The 16,562-nt window shown below is 66.5% G+C and carries 10 protein-coding genes and 1 pseudogene; 6 read left to right on the top strand and 5 right to left on the bottom strand.

Features of this window, described 5'->3' with window-relative positions; all coding sequences use genetic code 11:
• Positions 1-581 precede the first annotated feature (581 nt).
• The 3 genes from QZX93_RS19130 to QZX93_RS19120 are packed head-to-tail and all read left to right on the top strand — an operon-like array spanning position 582 to position 2,562.
• On the top strand, positions 582-1,844 hold the full coding sequence (locus tag QZX93_RS19130; RefSeq protein ID WP_295391513.1) for a hypothetical protein: 1,263 nt from the start codon (positions 582-584) through the stop codon (positions 1,842-1,844).
• Positions 1,845-1,867: 23 nt separating this feature from the next.
• Positions 1,868-2,185, top strand: coding sequence for a nucleotidyltransferase family protein (locus tag QZX93_RS19125; protein ID WP_295391511.1), 318 nt, complete (start codon positions 1,868-1,870; stop codon positions 2,183-2,185).
• Positions 2,182-2,562 (top strand): HEPN domain-containing protein, encoded by a 381-nt coding sequence (locus QZX93_RS19120; RefSeq protein ID WP_295391509.1) that lies wholly within the window; start codon positions 2,182-2,184, stop codon positions 2,560-2,562. Before QZX93_RS19125 ends, QZX93_RS19120 begins: the two co-directional genes overlap by 4 nt.
• 70 nt (positions 2,563-2,632) lie before the next feature.
• On the opposite strand, the gene rnhB is transcribed toward QZX93_RS19120, so the two are convergent.
• From rnhB to QZX93_RS19105, 3 genes and pseudogenes are all read right to left on the bottom strand, one after another.
• Positions 2,633-3,229, bottom strand: a complete 597-nt coding sequence (rnhB, locus tag QZX93_RS19115) for a ribonuclease HII (RefSeq protein WP_295391508.1) — start codon at positions 3,227-3,229, stop codon at positions 2,633-2,635.
• A 320-nt stretch (positions 3,230-3,549) separates the two neighbouring features.
• Positions 3,550-8,008: pseudogene (locus tag QZX93_RS19110) on the bottom strand (DEAD/DEAH box helicase).
• Positions 8,009-8,236: 228 nt separating this feature from the next.
• On the bottom strand, positions 8,237-8,506 hold the full coding sequence (locus tag QZX93_RS19105) for a hypothetical protein (protein WP_295391506.1): 270 nt from the start codon (positions 8,504-8,506) through the stop codon (positions 8,237-8,239).
• 474 nt (positions 8,507-8,980) lie between these two features.
• Between QZX93_RS19105 and QZX93_RS19100 the strand changes: the two genes are divergently transcribed.
• The 3 genes from QZX93_RS19100 to QZX93_RS19090 are packed head-to-tail and all read left to right on the top strand — an operon-like array spanning position 8,981 to position 12,319.
• A complete protein-coding gene (locus QZX93_RS19100; RefSeq protein WP_295391504.1) occupies positions 8,981-10,015 on the top strand; it encodes a peptidoglycan-binding protein in 1,035 nt (344 codons plus the stop codon).
• A 49-nt stretch (positions 10,016-10,064) separates the two neighbouring features.
• A complete protein-coding gene (locus tag QZX93_RS19095) occupies positions 10,065-10,940 on the top strand; it encodes a DUF3365 domain-containing protein (RefSeq protein ID WP_295391502.1) in 876 nt (291 codons plus the stop codon).
• Positions 10,941-10,987: 47 nt separating this feature from the next.
• Positions 10,988-12,319, top strand: coding sequence for a serine/threonine-protein kinase (locus QZX93_RS19090; protein WP_366760736.1), 1,332 nt, complete (start codon positions 10,988-10,990; stop codon positions 12,317-12,319).
• A 31-nt stretch (positions 12,320-12,350) separates the two neighbouring features.
• Here the strand turns inward: QZX93_RS19090 and QZX93_RS19085 are convergent, their stop codons facing one another.
• The gene (locus QZX93_RS19085; protein ID WP_295391500.1) at positions 12,351-13,322 is read right to left on the bottom strand and encodes an Rpn family recombination-promoting nuclease/putative transposase; all 972 of its coding nucleotides are present in this window, start codon (positions 13,320-13,322) and stop codon (positions 12,351-12,353) included.
• A complete protein-coding gene (locus QZX93_RS19080; protein WP_295391498.1) occupies positions 13,319-16,459 on the bottom strand; it encodes an efflux RND transporter permease subunit in 3,141 nt (1,046 codons plus the stop codon). Before QZX93_RS19080 ends, QZX93_RS19085 begins: the two co-directional genes overlap by 4 nt.
• Between the last annotated feature and the right edge of the window lie 103 nt (positions 16,460-16,562).

The following is a 16,562-nucleotide window of genomic DNA, read 5'->3' as shown; positions in this document are numbered from 1 at the left end:
TCACGACCAACCGCCGGCCGATCGCCGTGCCACGTCCGATGGCATCGACCCGATGTCTGCGCTAAAGTCGATCCCGGCAGGACCTTCGAACATGGTGCTTCACCCTCGGTTTGTTTGCACTTCCAAGGGTACACAATTTCACGGGTCCTGCCGCTCTCCTGCGGTGATTCACCAAGCCCTACGCTAGGTCTTGGCCGGATTTATGATCAAGGCCGAACATTCGTCTGGACATGCTTGGCGAGCTGTTCCATGCGCACCCGGGGCCGATTATTTGCTTGGACGTCGCACTACGCCGGGGAAACTGCGGCCCTCGTAATCTACCCTGGGGTCCGGGAATGCAGTCGCTATCAACGAGCGGAGTTGGATTGTTTGAATGGGATCAGGACCTTTGCTTTGAACGGGATTCCCATCGTTTGATAAGTGGCCGGCGGCAGACGCTCAAGGAGTGGTCCGGGCTCAAACGTGCTCGTCTTGGCGCTTTGATAAGCGCGGGACTTTCGGCTCCATCCCCGTTGACCCGGCTAATTGAACTGTACCCAGTGACCAGGGAAGGCGCCCCTTTAGCTGGCACTTGGACGCTCTTGAAGGACTACCTTCCTACCGATCCGGAGTCGGTCATATCGGCGGAATCGGGTGACTTGGCTGTTGGCGTCGCTGCCGGACTCGTGGCATTCTCGCTCAAGTGCTCGATGCCGATTCGAGAGGTCGTCGCACTAGCCCAGCCGTTCGTGAACCTTGCCGCGAAGCTGCCAGACTCGAATTCTACCCTGCCCATTCTAACCGTCGGGACACACGAGTTGCGGATTTTGTCGAGGGACTTCGACGGCAAGGCCCCATGGTTGGACGCTATTGCGCCGGCCCAAATCGCAATGGCTGCGGCGCGCCCGACTCATCTAGTCGGCAAAGTGGATGAGTTGGCCCGGGCCCTCGGAGCCCTTGGCGCTGAACTGCCACTTCCACACGACGTGTCGCCCACTCCGGCACTGACCGAACGCCAGCTATCGCTGCTCTCGCCGAACTTGGGCAGCGTGGGTCCATGGCTTGATACCATTACACCGGTCCAGCTCGCGCTCGCGGCTGCCAAGTGGTCCCTTACAATCGGCGAAGTCATATTTTTGGCGCGGCCACTCGCAGACCTCGGCGTGAAGATACCGGATCTCGGCCATATCCCTCCAGATCTCCGCTTCAACGAAACTCAGATTGAACTGCTTTCGCGGCATTTGACTGGTCTTTCCCCATGGCTGGACGGCATCATGCCCGCGCATCTCATACGCGCCGCTGCCGTATGGTCCATGCCATTTAGGGAGGTCGCGGACTTGGCCCGTCCACTCTCCGTTTTGGGCATCGAGTTGCCGGACCTGGACGCAACTTTCCCCGATCCGGTCTTAACCGATCAGGAGCGACGGCTACTCTCTTGGCAACTGGACGGCGAGGGCGACTGGCTGGATACCATCGTGCCCGCCCGGCTCGCTCGCGCCGCCGCGGAATGGACACTACCGCTTGGCGAGGTCGCGAAACTCGCCAAACCACTTGTAGCCAAGGGCGTCGAATTGTCGGCCATGCCGCCGGAAGCGGAACGGTGGCTGGAAGACCGGGCGGTCATTCAAAGCCTCGGGTTCTTGAATGGCGAAATCGACTGGGACGAACAATACTTGGACCCTCTGGACATGGCCTACCGTTGTGTGGAGACCAAAAAAGACCCAGAGGAATTCCGGGACGCCCTGGCCCTACTCAAGGCCCTCGAATTCGACGTAGACGAATGCATAGCCTACGCCGCCCACTGCGCCGCCCACGCGCAGCAGCCGCCCGTCAGGACCGATCAGACAGCGGCGGACGAAGCCTGACCGCCAAACCGGAGACCCAACAAATGCCTCCCAAGATCGACCTGACCTTGATGCACCGCTTCCGGGAAAGCGCCGAACGGGCCTTGCCCGGGCGCACGAAGCGCGTCGTGCTATTCGGATCGCGCACCCGCGCGGACGCCCGCCCGGGGTCGGATTGGGATGTGGCGGTGTTCGTCAGCGGGCGCGCATCCAGCCGGGACACACTGGAACTGGCCGACGCCGCCTATGACCTGATCGTCGAGACCGGCGAAACCATCCATCCCGTCGCCCTGTCCGAGGATGGAGAAGGCGTCAGCCCGCTGCTGCTGGACCGCATCGCGGCCGAAGGGATTCGGCTATGAGCGCCAACGAGGCCGATTACCTGACCAAGGCCCATCGGATGCTGGCTCAAGCACAGGCGATGAACCCGGCGGATGCACCAGAGAGCGTCGTGCATCTGAGTTACTACGCCATGTTCCACGCGGCCACTGCCGTGCTGCTGCGTCACCGCGCATCCGTCGCGATCACCCATTCGGGACTGATCGGCGCCTTCGGACGATTGACCAAAGACCTCGACGAATCGGCCCGCCGGCACGGCCGGGCACTGAATCGGGCGGAGGACCTTCGCCTGCGCGCGGATTACGGCGTGACTTACGACGACTTGGCCGAAGCCGCTGAGAACCTGCGGAATGAGGCCCTGGCTTTCGTGACCTTCTGCGAGTCGCTCTTGCAGGAGTAACAGCATTGCAATTGGCCGCCCTGCTCGGCTTCGTGGCCACGACCGAGGCGCGCGAAGGCGAGTCGCTTGACTAACCCCCGCACAACACCCGCACCGGCCCAAAACTGCGCCGATGCTCCGGGCAGGGTCCGAGGCTGATCAGGGCCGCCCGGTGCGCGGCCGTGGGATAGCCCTTGTGGACGGCGAAGCCATAGCCGGGATATTCCTGCTCCAGTTGGCACATGAGCCGGTCGCGGGCGACCTTGGCGAGGATGGAGGCGGCGCCGATGGCGGGGATGAGGCCATCGCCGCCGATGATGGTCTCCACCGGATAACCGCAGTCCGGGGCGCGGTTGCCGTCCACCAGCACCCGGTCGGGCCGGTGCCCAAGGGCCGCCACGGCGCGGGTCATGGCGAGCAGGCTGGCCTGAAGGATGTTGATGTCATCGATCTCAGCGGCGCTTGCCCAGGCGACGGCCCAGGCGAGTGAGTGCTCTTGGATAACGGTTTCCAGAGCATCGCGCCGTTTGGCAGTGATCTTCTTGGAGTCGCCGAGCCCGGGGATGGGACGCGCCGGGTCCAGGATGACCGCGGCGGCGCACACCGGACCGGCCAGGGGGCCGCGGCCAGCCTCGTCGACACCGGCGATCAGGAGCGCTAGGTCGGCGGTGGGGATCTTTGATTTCATTTGGGTATAAGGCTCTTGATGGGGTGCGCGTCGCAGCGAACCCAGTCGGGTGTTCCGCCCGGGCTCGCGACCCGCCTAAGCCCCGAAGGGGCGCGACATACCAAGAGTCGCTGCCGGGTCGCGGGCGTTCGCGCCTGGGAGCGCCGACATTCTGTCGGCCAACCGCCGCAGGCGGTTCGCGGTTTCGCGGTGAATCGCAAAGGGCTATTGTTTCACGAGGACCCAACGGCGCTTCGCGCCGTCGCCGACAGAATGTCGGCGCTCCCAGGCGCGGCGCGGGTTTTGGTGTCGGCAAATGCTTCCCCAGTCTCGCAGCGGTGTCACGCGTAGTGACCGGGGACCAGTGCATCGTAGTCCGACGCGAAGCTGGCGGCGAGCATGGCCTCGCGCAGGGGGGACTGGAGCGCCGGCTGGCCGTCGATGGTCTGGATCAGAAGCCGTCGCCGGCCGCCGCCGGACAGGCGGGCCAGGGCGACCAGGGCGAGGTGGAGTTCGCCGCCGTCCGCGGTCATGGACGACGGGAAGCTCGACAACTGCCGTGCGCTGCTGCCGAGATACAGGACCGGCTTGCCGGCCACCAGAATGACCCAGGCGCCGCTCACCCGGCGCGGGGCCGGGCCGCATTCAGCCGCGGTGGCGGGCCAGGGCAGCAGGGCACCATAGGGGTTGGCGGGGTCCAGTGCCGCCAGGACGCGCACGTCGCCCGCGGTAAATCCATCGATCGGCGGCTCATCCAGACGCGCGGCGCGTAGCCGCTCCAGCGCGCCGGGGGCCGCAAACTGGGCGCCGGAGAGCCCTTCGACAAACCAGCCGCGACGCACCCGGCCGGACTCCTCCATCTGTTTCAGGACCCGATAGAGCGGCGCGAAACCACCGGGCAGGCCCTCCGACTGGACCGCCTCCCGGCTCACCACGCCATAGCGATCGAGCAGCATGCGGGCATGGACGAGGAGGCGCTCGGTATCGCTCGGCGCAGGCACACCGCGACCGCCGAGGTCCGCCACCAGCGACCAGCGACCAGCGCCCGCCAGCCAGGGCCGGTTCCCGACCGCGGTGCCGCGTGGGGACCGCCGCGGCCAGGCTGCGCAGCGGGGCGAAGGTGTCGTTGGTGATCAGCCCGGCCCAGACCAGGTCCCAGACGGCGGACGCGAAGGCGTCGCGCTCAACCTTGAGTCCCGCCTGCTCGGCCGCCGTCGTCAGTTCCATCAGGAAGCAGGCGCCCCGTTCCCGCAGGTGGTCGATCAGGACCTGATGCAAGGCATCGGCCGGCGGCTCCCCTGCACTGCCGCTCGCCCCACGCCACTCCCCGCCGGCCCGGGGGTACAACGCGATCTTGCCATCTTTCGGCCCCAAGGCCCCGCGCCCAATCCAGACGATGTGGCCGGTGGCGGCCAGCAGGTCCAGGTCCTGGGAGCGGTAGCCGGGGACCCGCGCGGGCAGCAACACTCGGTCGAGCTGGGACCAGGGCAGACTCAGACCGGCGAGTTGCTGGACGACCTCCAGGAGCCGATCCGGTCCCTTGAGGTCCTCGCCAATGCCGTGCCAGGCGGGGAGGAAGCGCCCCAGGGCGGCCGCGTCGACCGGGGCGACGGCGTCGCGGGCGCACGCCAGGGTGCGGCGGCGCAGGCGTTGCAGGATCTGCGCGTCGCACCACTCGGGCTCGGTGCCCGTCGGACGCAGTTCGCCGCGCACCAGGGCGCCCTCGGATTCGAACAGGCGCAGGACCGGTTCCACCTGGGCCGGTCGCAGACCCAGCCGGGCGGCGGGTTCGCGGGTGAGGAAGGGGCCGCGGGTGCGGGCGTAGCGGCGGATCAGGTACTCCAAGGGGGCGGCCGTTGGGGCGAGGCAGGACGCGGGGAGATCAGGGGGCGGGAGCAGGCCCAGTGCATCGCGGTAGAGGCCGGCGTCTTCGCTGGCGATCCAGCGCGATTCGCCAGCGATGGCGATGGGGGCGGCGCGGCGCTGGGCCTGCAAAGCGGCCAGCCAGGCGCTTGGGGCACTCGCCGAGCTGATGCCCGGCGATCCCACAACACACCGCTCGGCGATTTCGGGCGCGGTGAGGTCGCCCAGACGGCGCAGCAGGTCGTGGAGTTCGTCGGGGTCGCGGGCGCGGCGCCCGTCCGTGCGGTGCTGGAGCTCGGCCTCCAGGTCGGCGAGCACCACCGGGTCGATCAGCTCACGCAGCTCGGCCTGGCCCAGCAATTCGGCCAGCAGGCCGCGGTCGAGCGTGAGTGCCTGGGCGCGGCGCTCGGGCAGCGGGGCATCCTGCTCATAGAGATAGGCGGCCACATAGGCGAAGACCAGCGACCGGGCGAAGGGTGAGGCGTGCGCGGTCTCCACCGGATGGACGCGGATGGACCGGGACTGCACCAAGGTCAGGACCTCCTTGAGCCCGGGCAGGTCGAAGACGTCGCCCAGTGCCTGCCGATAGGTCTCGATCACCAGCGGAAAGCGCGGGTAGCGGCGCACCGTGGCCAGCAGGGTCTGGGCGCGCAGCCGCTGCGCCCACAGGGGCTGGCGGCCCTTGGCCTGACGGCGCGGCGTGAGCAGCGCCCGCGCGGCGTTCTCCCGGAACAGGCCGGCGAAGAGCGCCGTGTCGGCGAGTTGCTCGGTGACCTGGTCCTCGACCTCTGCCCGGTCCGGCAGCAGGTCGTCCAGCGTCGGCAGGTCCTCCCCGTCCGCCAGGCGCAGGACGATGCCGTCGTCGGCGTACATGACCTGAACGGCGACCCCGGACCGTCGACCGAGCCGGGCCTGCAGGGCCATGGCCCAGGGGGCATGAATCGGCGCGCCGAAGGGGCTCAGGATGCAGACGCGCCAATCCCCCAACTCGTCGCGGAAGCGCTCCACGACGATGGTGCGGTCGCTCGGGACCTGACCGGTCGCCTCGCGCTGCGCTTGGATGTAGGCGGCCAGGTTGACTGCCGCCAGGTCGTCCAGCGGCGCCTGCCCCTGGACCCAGGCCGCCGCCGCCTCACCCTTGAGCCCCGCCGCCTGCCGGCAGAAGGCCCCGACCGCCCGCCCCAGCGCCAGCGGCCGACCCGGTCCGTCGCCATGCCAGAAGGGGAGCCGGCCCGGCTCACCGGGAGCGGGTGAGACGATGACCCGATCCCGGGTAATCTGCTCCACCCGCCAACTGGTGGCGCCGAGCAGGATGCAGTCCCCGGCCTTGCTCTCAAAGACCATCTCCTCGTCCAGCTCACCGATCCGGGGGCCATCCGCCCCCAGGTACACACTGTAATAGCCCCGGTCGGGGATGGTGCCGGCGTTGAGCCGGGCGATCAGGGCCGTGCCCCGGCGCGCGCTCAGGGTATCGGTCGCCCGGTCCCAGGCCAGCAGCGGCTTCAAGTCGGCCAGTTCGCCCCCGGGAAAGCCGCCCGAAAGCATCTCCAGCACCGCCTCCAACGCCGCCCGGGACAGTTCCCGATAGGGTCCCGCGCGGGTCACCAGCGCGTGGAGTTCGCCGACCGTCCGGTCGCCGGTCGCACAGTGCGCGGCGACCTGCTGCGCCAGCACATCCAGCGCATTGCGGGGCATGCGGAAGGGTTCCAGTTCGCCGGTCAACATCCGCGCCGCGACCACGGCGCACTCCAGCAGGTCGCCCCGGAATTTGGGGAAGATGCGCCCGCTGCTCACCTCCCCCACCCCATGCCCGGCGCGCCCCACCCGTTGCAGGCCGCGGGCGACCGAGCCCGGAGACTCCACCAGCAACACCTGGTCCACCGCGCCCATATCAATGCCCATCTCCAGCGAGCTGGTCGCGACGATGGCCTTGAGGTCGCCGCGCTTCAGGGCCTCCTCGATGGCGGTGCGACGCTCGTGGCTGACGCTGCCATGGTGGGCGCGAACCAGATCGGGGACCGGGGGCGGGTCGCCGTCGGCCGCCAGTTCATTCAGGCGCCGGCACAGGCGCTCAGCCAGCCCCCGGCTGTTGACGAAAATGATCGTGGAGCGATGGGTGCGAATAGCCTCCAAGAGGGCCGGATAGAGCGCCGACCAGATGCCCCGCTCGGGGGTAATCGGGAGGGGGCCGCGCACGACCGGCGGCGGACGCTCCATATCCGGCACCGGCACACAGACCTTCAGGTCCAGCCGCGGCGCAGCGGCGGCATCCACGATCTCCACCGCCCGCTCGCCACCCAGAAAGCGCGCCGCCTCCGCCAGCGGCCTCACGGTGGCCGAGAGCCCGATGCGCTGGGGATCGCGCAGGCACCGGGCGGCCAGCCGCTCCAGAGACAAGGCCAGATGCGCACCCCGCTTGGTGGGGGCCAGTGCATGGACCTCATCGACGATCACCGTGTGGACGGTTCTGAGGTTCTCGGCCGCGCGTGAGCCGAGCAGGAGATAGAGCGACTCCGGCGTCGTGACCAGGATCTCCGCCGGCGCCCGCAACTGCCGGGCGCGCTCCTGCGCAGGCGTGTCCCCGGTGCGGATGGCCACCCGCGGGGGCTGGACCGTCAGTCCCAGGTCCGCCGCCACCCGGGCGACCCCGGCCAAGGGCGCACGCAGGTTGCGCTCAATGTCGTAGACCAGGGCTTTGAGCGGGGAGATGTAGAGGACCTGGACACCGGGGGGGCGCAGAGCGGCGTCGTCGCCCACTGCCATCAGCCGATCGATGGCCCACAAAAAAGCGGCCAGCGTTTTACCGCTGCCGGTCGGGGCCGTGATCAGTGCGTGGTGCCCCGCGGCAATCACCGGCCAGCCGCGCGCCTGGGCCGGCGTGGGGCCGGCGAAGTGTTGGTCAAACCAGCGGCGGGTGGCGGGGGTGAAATAGTCCATTTGCGCTGGATGCTAGCCCGGCGGGTTCATCACGGTAAGGCCGCAGGCTGCGATGCAGATGGCGGCGGGAAGCAATCGCTGACCCTGCAAGACGGGGCATTCGCCCAGTCCGGAACGTTTTCCACGGACCCGCCGGCTCGCGCACCAAATGGCCAGCGACAGAATATACGTTGGGGGAGTATTCGACCCATTCCGACCCGGTTCCTGCCCGGTTCCTGCCTACGCGGGTTAACCGGCTCTTTCATAAAACTCCAGATGCGTGATCAACTCATCCAGGAACAGACATTCCCTGTTGCTGCGACTCCTGTTGCAATGATATGAAAGTTCGCCAATAACATCGGTGATCGCCGCCTTGCTGAATCGTATCCACTTTTTTCTTCTATTATTCAAGTCTTCCGCCGTTACCTCGTCCTGCACGAAAAATGATGCCTTCCGCAGAATGATTTCTTTCTGCTCGTTGTCGAGATCGACAAGTATGTATGCGATGCTCTTCAGCATGTTTGCAAATGACTCCTGAACTTGTTCTCGTAGCTCATTCGCGCCGTCCGAAGGAATTACCCTACACCGCTTTGGATCGCATACCATGCCCCATGTAAAATTTTCGCCCCTTTCCCGTGTGTTTTCTCGAGCCTTATACAGTTGCTTTTTTGCCCAAACCCGCCGCAGCTTAACGAAATCGAGCGGCAAGAAAAAAACAGGTAATACCCTAATCCGTCCCGGCTGTGCCGTCAAATCTAGCCGCCAGGAAGCGCAAATATCTCGTCCCGCGGCGACCAATGCCGTGGGACATTCGCCCCGTCCGAAACAGTTCGGTCGGATCTGCTGACCCGTGCCAACAGTCGGCGACCCGATGCATGAATATCCGCAGCCGCTCTGGTAACACGCCCCGGACGGACCCACCTGATTCTCCAGGTCAGACGAACGCCCAGAGTCCCATTCCCCGCGGCTCGAGTTCATGGGAGGCAGCACAAGATGCGTCAACAAAAATCAGGTTTCGCCTTCGCGCGATCGGCCCTTACGGGGCTGTCGCTGCTCCTCATCGGCGCCCCCGCGCTGGCGCAACCGGCGCGGGTCGCGCTCGTCATCGGCGACAGCAACTACATCGTCTTGCCGGCCTTGCCGGCCTGCCTTGAATCCTCCCAAGCACTGGCCAAGGGGCTGCGCGGGCTGGGCTTCCAGGTGGTGGAGCGCGCGGATGTCACCAGCGGAGGCATGGCGGCTGCCATCGATGCCTTCGGCCGGGGGATGGCGGCGGCGCCGGGCGCCAGCGTCTTTGTCTATGTCTGCGGCTATGGGGCCGGCATGAACGACCGGCCCTTTCTGCTGCCGGCCTCCGCGCGCATCCAGCGGCCGTCCGATGTCATGACCCAGGGCCTGCTGGTGAAGGCCCTGCTGGACGTGCTGGTCCGCGGCCAGCCCAGTCGGGGCGTGCTGGCACTGGACCTGGTGCCGGCCGCCGGGGTCCCGGAACCCGTGCTGAGTCAACTCGCCGAGCTGCCGATCCCCGAAGGCGTTGGCTTGGTGGCGGTAACCACACCGCCACCCGCGACCGGACCCACCCCGCTGGCCGCCGCGCTCACAGCGGGGCTCACGAATCCGCAGGTCCAGACCGCCGACCTCCTGGCTGGACTGGAGGCCACGCTGGGGGGCAGCCCCCGGATCGCCATGCTGCGGCTGCCGGCATCCTCGCGCCGCCTGGCGGAGGATGAGGCCGTGGCCGCCCCATCCGCCGTCCCAACCGCCACGCCGACACCAACCCCAACCGCCGCGACGCCCACCGTCCCGGCGGTCGCGTTGCCGCCCGAGGGCGAGATGACGCAGAGCGAGCGCCGACGCGTGCAGGTCGCACTCGCCGAAATAGGCTATTACTCGGGTCGTATCGATGGCGAGTTCGGACCGGAATCACGCGCGGCGATCAGACGCTTTCAGCACGAGATCGGCGCCGAGCTGACCGGTGTGCTCACCGGCGAGCAGGCGGGTCGACTCCTCAACGGGCCGTCGCGTTGACTGGCCGGGACCGAATCAACCGCCACGGGAAACAGGGGAAAACAAGACAATGAACCTGAAGACCAAGTTCAATCTGGCGATGCTGGTCGCCTTCGTGATCGGGCTGACGCTCGCCGCCACCCTGATCTACCGTGCCGCCAATGCGGAGGCCCGACGGGAGGTGATGCGTGAGGCGTCGCTACTGATGAGTGCGGCCTCCGCCATCCGCGTCTATACGGTGAGCGAGATTACCCCGCTGCTGGCCGAGCAGAGCAAGCTGCGCTTCCTCCCGCACACGATACCGTCCTGGGCGGCGCAAACCAACATGCGCCGTGTACTGGAAAAGGAATTGCCGAGCTACACCTACAAGGAGCCTTCACTCAACCCAACCAATCCGGCGGATCGGGCCACCGATTGGGAGGCGGACATCATCGGTGAGTTCACCCGCGACCCAAACTTGACCGAGTTCGTCAGTACCCGCGACTCCGCGCTCGGGCCCACCCTGTCACTGTCAAAGCCCATCCGGCTCAAGGACCCGGGCTGTCTCGCCTGTCACTCCACACCCGCGGCCGCACCGGCGACCATGATCGACCTCTACGGGACCGCCAACGGATTCGGCTGGAAGCTCAACGATGTCGTCGCCGCACAGGTCGTCACTGTCCCGTTACAGGTCGCGATCGACCAGGCCAACAAGACGCTCAAGATCTATCTGGGCGGGTTGGCCGGCGTCTTTCTCCTGGTGATTTTGTTGCTCAATATCCTGCTGACGACCCTGATCGTGCGTCCGGTGCGCCGGATGTCGGTGGTCGCCGACGAGATCAGCACGGGTAACATGGAGGCCCCGGAGATCGTGCCCACCGGCCGCGATGAGATCGCCTCACTCGCCAGCTCGTTCAACCGCATGCGCCGCAGTCTGGAGAAGGCGCTGAAGCTCCTGGAGGGCTGACCATTAACGGCCAAGCACCACTACCAGCGACGATCGGCCGCTTCGAGGTGGTGCGGACCCTCGGACGCGGCGCCATGGGCGTTGTCTACGAGGCACACGACCCGGTGATCGGGCGCCGGGTCGCCATCAAGCTGGTCCGCACCCACCTCTTGGAGGGCGAGGAGCGCCAAGACTATGTGGAACGCTTCAAGCGGGAGGCGCAGGCGGCCGGGCGCTGCAACCATCCGTGTATTGTCACGATCTTCGACTTTGCGCTGCACGAGGGCGACCCCTTCCTCGCGATGGAGTATGTCGAGGGGGCGAGCCTCGACACCGTGCTCGCACAAGGCGAGCGCTTCGCCCCGACCGCGGCGGTTCATTTGATTGGTCAGGTGCTCGACGCGCTCTCCTGCGCCCACGCGCTCGGCATCGTGCATCGTGACATCAAGCCGGCGAACATCCTGTTACTGGACGGTGGCCGGATCAAGGTCACCGATTTCGGGATTGCGCGGCTCGACAGCTCGGAACTCACCCAGGTCGGCATGGTGGTCGGCACCCCCAGCTATATGTCGCCCGAGCAGTCCTATGGCGAGGGGATCGACGCGCGCAGCGATTTGTTCTCCACCGCCACCGTGCTGCAAGAGATGCTGATCGGTAAGCGCCCCTTCAGTGGCCGCAGCTTCACTGAAATTGCCCAGGGCCTCCAACGCGGTACAGCCACGGGTGACAGCGAGCTAGTGAGCGTGGCCGGCCCCGCCTTACAGGCGGCGATTGCGCGCGCCTTGGCCCAGCGGCCGGAGGAGCGTTACGCCAGCGCCGCCGCCATGGCCGAGGCCTTGCGGCTGGCGATCGGCGAGCCGGCCGCCCAGACGACCATCGCGGCCGCAGCGTCCGCCGATCAGACCAGATTCACCGCCCGCGCCCCGGACCCGGCGACGGGGATCGAGCTCGACTCGGCGCTATTGAGCAGCGTCGAGCGCAAGCTCGCCAGCCATGTCGGCCCCATCGCCCGCTATCTGGTGCAGACATCAATCGGGAGCGCCGCCTCGCTGGAGGACCTTTGCGAAAGCCTGGGGCAGCGCATCGATCGTCCGGAGGAGCGTCGCCGGTTCATGTCAGAGGCCCTCGAGCTGGTCCAAAGCGGCCTACACCAACCCACCAGCCGGCCGCCGACCACGGGGGCCGGACGGTCGCAGGAAAGCCCTGCGTCGGCCATCCCGCCGGAGGAGATCGCGCGGGCCCAGCAGGCACTCGCGGCGACCTTGGGACCGATCGCCCGCGTCCTGGTGCAGCGCACCTTGGCGCAGGCTCGCGGCCGAGAGGAGTTCTGGGACCTCTTGGCCAACCATATCGACGCTACGGATCAGCGCGCCGCGTTTCTGCGTCGACGCGACGCTTAGGAGCGGCCACCCCGGCCGCGACCGCTCACACTCAGTTCCCCTCCCCCCGCAATGCCTGTATCTGCGCCTCGCTCAAGCCGGTCTTCTCGGCCAGCAGCCGGTCATCGGCGATGAGATCCAGGAGGCTCTGGGCAATGCGTAGGCGCTCCTGCCGTTGACCCTCATCTCGGCCCTCCTCCCGACCTTCCTCCCGACCTTCCTCGCGACCTTCCTCGCGACCTTCCTCGCGACCTTCCTCGCGCCCCAGCTTCCGCCCCTGGTGCATTCCCCAACCATAGGATGACTGCACCATGCTCGCTTGCTGGTGCAGATCGTCCTGATAACGCTCGTAGGCCCGCCGCTCCGCCTCCGGGAGTTTCAGTATGTCCAACTGTTCCTTGGCCTCTTGCAGCCCCCGCGCCCGAAAGCCATCTGGAACCTCTTCGTTCTTAAGGAAATAAATCCACTCGTCCAAGCAGTCGCGTGCGACGTCATCAAACTGGTTGACCTTGATCAGGTAATATTCCGGGAACAGTGCCTGGGGTTCGGCCCGTCCATACAGGTCGCGTTGCGCCTGAGTCAACTGCAATTCATCGTGCCGATGCAGACCGATAAAGCGGGTAGCGCCATGATACACATAGTCCTGACCCTGGCCCAGGTCGAAATACAGGATGCTGACCGAGATAACCTTGACGACCTCGCCATAGGGCTGGCCTTCCTGGAGGTTCTCCACCACGGTGCGGGCCGTACTGTGCAGAATCCGCTGCAAGTAATCGAACTGCCGCTGGTACTGCACCTCGATCAGGATGATCTCACCGCCCGCATTGCGCGCCTTCAAATCCACGCGGTTCTGTTTCTCGAGCGCCGTCTCCTTGTTGCTCTCGCTCTCCAGGACCTCCAGGATTTGAATCTCCTCGCGCAGCAATTCGCTGAGAAATCCTTCGAGAATCCCAAAATGGGCCTTGCTGCGCAGCAGGCGCTTCATCGCCCAGTCGAAACTGATCAGGCGGCGGGGGCGGGTCATGACGGTGATTGCGCCCGGGCACGCGGGTCGTGGAGCATCCGCAACGCGAGCGGGGCCGGGGTCTGGCCAGCCGCACCCTGCGCCTCATTGCCTCGCGGCACCAGCCGCTTGATCAGCCGCAGCAGGTCGTCGATAAAGGTGAAGACCACCGGGATGACCAGCAGGCTGAGGAAGGTCGAGGTGATGAGCCCGCCGATGACTGCAATCGCCATGGGTGAGCGGAAGCTGGGCTCGGCGCCGAGCCCCAGGGCCACCGGAAACATCCCGGCGCCCATGGCGATGGTGGTCATGACGATGGGACGGGCGCGTTTATGACAGGCGTCCAGCACCGCATGGCGGCGGTCCATGCCGCGTTCGCGTCGGGCGACGATGGCGTATTCCACCAATAGAATGGAATTCTTGGTGACGATCCCCATCAGCATCAGCACGCCGATGATGGATGGCATGGAGAAGCTGTTGTGGGTGAGCAGGAGCGCAATGAAGGCCCCCCCGAGCGAGAGCGGCAGGGCGGTCAGGATGGTGATGGGTTGCAGGAAGTCATGGAAGAGCAACACCAGCACCACATAGATACAAAGCACCCCGATCAGCATGGCGGTGCCGAAGGAGGAGAAGAGCTCGGCCATCCGCTGGGCGTCCCCCTGCTGAAGCCGGGTCACCGCGGGCGGCAGGTTCTTGAGCGACGGCAGGGCGTTGGCCTCCGCCAGGACGGCGCCGATCAGACGCCCACTCAATTCGACATCGATACTGACGTTGCGCATCCGGTCCACCCGGTCGATCTGCGCCGGCCCGCTCCCCAGGCTCAATGAGGCCACCGCGGACAGGGGCACCGAGCCGATCTTGGCCGGGACGCGCAACTGGGCGATGGCAGTAAGATCAGTGCGCATGGCCCGATCCAGGCGTACCCGGATGGGGATCTGGCGCTGCGGCAGGTTGAGCTTGGGCAGGTTGACCTTGAAATCGCCGGAGGTGGCAACCCGCACCGCGCCGGCCAGGGCGGAGGTGGTCACGCCCAGGTCCGCGGCACGGGCGAAGTCCGGCCGGATCTGGATCTCCGGGCGCTGGAGACTGGCCCCGGAGGTGATGTTGCCCACCCCTTGCAGGGTACGCAGGTCGCGCTCGACCGCCTGGGCGGCGGTGGTCAGGGCGATGGGGTCGTCGCTGGCGAGCGAGACTTGGAGCTTCTCGCCGGTCTGACCGGCGCCGATGGAGACCCGCACCCCGGGCAGTGCGCGCAGGCGCTCGCGGACCTCCTGTTCGATCTGCGCCTGGCTGCGGCTGCGATCGTGCCGATAGACGAGTTTGAGTTGCAGGCTGGCCAGGCGCACGTCCTTGGCCCCGCCCTCACCCATCGGACCGGCGCCGCTGGTACTGCCCACCGCGGTGAAGACCCCGAGGATATCGTGCATCGGCGCGATCAGCAGCCGCGCCCGTTCCGCCGCCAGGCGCGAGTCTTCCAGTGAACTGCCGGGTGGCAGTTCCAGTTTGACGCTGGTGAGGCTGCGATCGGCGGCAGGCACGAACCCCTTGGGCAGCAGGGGCAGCAGCTGCATGGAGCCGACAAAGAAGAGGATGGCAGCAGCGGCGGTGGTCTTGCGATGGTCGAGGCACCAACTGGCGGCGGCCAGATAGCGGGTCATGATGAACCCGTCGGTATTGCCCTCCGGGTGGGCCTTGAGGAAATAGGCGGCCATCATCGGGGTCAGCAGGCGCGCCACCATCAGCGAGGCGACCACCGCCACCGCGGCGGTGATCCCGAACTGGACAAAGAACTTGCCCGGCACCCCGCCCATGAAGGCAGTCGGCAAAAAGACCGCCACCAGGGTGAAGGTGGTGGCGATGACCGCGAGCCCGATCTCGTCCGCCGCCTCCATCGCCGCGCGGAAGGGGGGCTTGCCCATGCGCAGATGGCGCACGATGTTCTCGATCTCGACGATGGCGTCGTCCACCAGGATGCCGACCACCAGCGCCATGGCCAGCAGGGTGAGGATGTTGAGGCTGAACCCGAGCCACAACATGGCAGCGAAGGTGGGGATGATCGAGAGCGGCAGCGCAATGGCCGCGATCAGCGTGGCGCGCCAGTCGCGCAGGAACCAGAAGACCACCAAGATCGCCAGCAGCGCGCCCTCATAGAGCAGTTCCATGGAGCCCACGTAATTGTCCTGCACCGGGTCGACGGTATTGTAGGCCTCCCGGATCTGCACCTGCGGGAAGAGGACCTCCAGTTTGTCCACCGCCGCCTTGACCGCCTTGGCCACCGCCACCTCGCTGGCCCCCTTGATGCGGGTGACCTCGAATGCAACCACCGGGCGCCCGTCCATCAGTGCATGCGAACTGCGCTCCGCAAAGCTGTCGCTCACCGTCCCCAGGTCCTCCAGGCGCACCCGCCGCCCATCCGGCAGCGGGATATCCAGCTCCGCGATCCCGGCCACGGTGTCCACCGCGCCCAGGCTGCGCACCGATTGCACCGCCCCGCCGATGTCCCCGCGCCCGCCGGAGGCGTCCTGCTGGACGCGTTTCAACTGGGCGGAGATCGCCTCGGCGGTGACCCCGAGCGACTGCATTTTGGCACTCTCCAGGTCCACATGGACCTCCCGGTCCACGCCGCCGATGCGCGCCACCCGGCCGACCCCCTTGACCGCCAGCAATGATTTGGCGATCTCGTTGTCGACGAACCAGGACAGGGCCTGCTCATCCATCCGCTCGGAGGCGACGGTGTAGGTCGCAATCGGTGAGCCGGAGGTAGTAACCTTGGAAACCACCGGGTCGGTCAGGTCCTGCGGCAGATCGGCGCGGACGCTGTCCACCGCGTTGCGCACCTCGTTGAGCGCCACTTCGGTATCCTTGTCGATCTGGAACTCGACCCGGATCGTGGCGGTGCCGTCGGTCAGCGTGGTGCGGATATGCTCGATGCCGCCCAGCGAGGCGATCTGGTCCTCGATCTTGCGCGCGACCTCGGTCTCCAGTTGGGTCGGGTCCGCCCCCTCCAGGTTGGCCGAGATCACGATAGTGGGGAGTTCTACATCCGGGAAGTTCTGAATCCCCAGCGCGCGAAAACCCATGATGCCGATGATCGTCAGCAATCCGAACAGCAGAATGGCGGGGACAGGATGACGAATGGACCAGGCGGATACGTTCATAGAGATCTATACGCCACAAAGAGACTGAAAAAGACAATTAGCCGCAAATAAACGCAAAGGAACGCAAATCAACAAAGAGACTTTGTGGCATATCGGATTGATG

The sequence above is a fragment of the uncultured Thiodictyon sp. genome (assembly GCF_903946935.1).
Lineage (GTDB): Bacteria > Pseudomonadota > Gammaproteobacteria > Chromatiales > Chromatiaceae > Thiodictyon.
The sequence above is the reverse complement of the archived record's forward strand: the minus strand, read 5'-3'. Positions and strand labels throughout refer to the sequence as shown.

Bases quoted from the DNA above. Each gene is read 5' to 3' on its own strand.
- QZX93_RS19105 (WP_295391506.1), bottom strand. From the start codon at position 8,506: ATGCTGAAGAGCATCGCATACATACTTGTCGATCTCGACAACGAGCAG.
- QZX93_RS19085 (WP_295391500.1), bottom strand. From the start codon at position 13,322: ATGACCCGCCCCCGCCGCCTGATCAGTTTCGACTGGGCGATGAAGCGC.
- QZX93_RS19100 (WP_295391504.1), top strand. From the start codon at position 8,981: ATGCGTCAACAAAAATCAGGTTTCGCCTTCGCGCGATCGGCCCTTACG.
- QZX93_RS19120 (WP_295391509.1), top strand. From the start codon at position 2,182: ATGAGCGCCAACGAGGCCGATTACCTGACCAAGGCCCATCGGATGCTG.
- QZX93_RS19095 (WP_295391502.1), top strand. From the start codon at position 10,065: ATGAACCTGAAGACCAAGTTCAATCTGGCGATGCTGGTCGCCTTCGTG.
- rnhB (WP_295391508.1), bottom strand. From the start codon at position 3,229: ATGAAATCAAAGATCCCCACCGCCGACCTAGCGCTCCTGATCGCCGGT.
- QZX93_RS19080 (WP_295391498.1), bottom strand. From the start codon at position 16,459: ATGAACGTATCCGCCTGGTCCATTCGTCATCCTGTCCCCGCCATTCTG.
- QZX93_RS19125 (WP_295391511.1), top strand. From the start codon at position 1,868: ATGCCTCCCAAGATCGACCTGACCTTGATGCACCGCTTCCGGGAAAGC.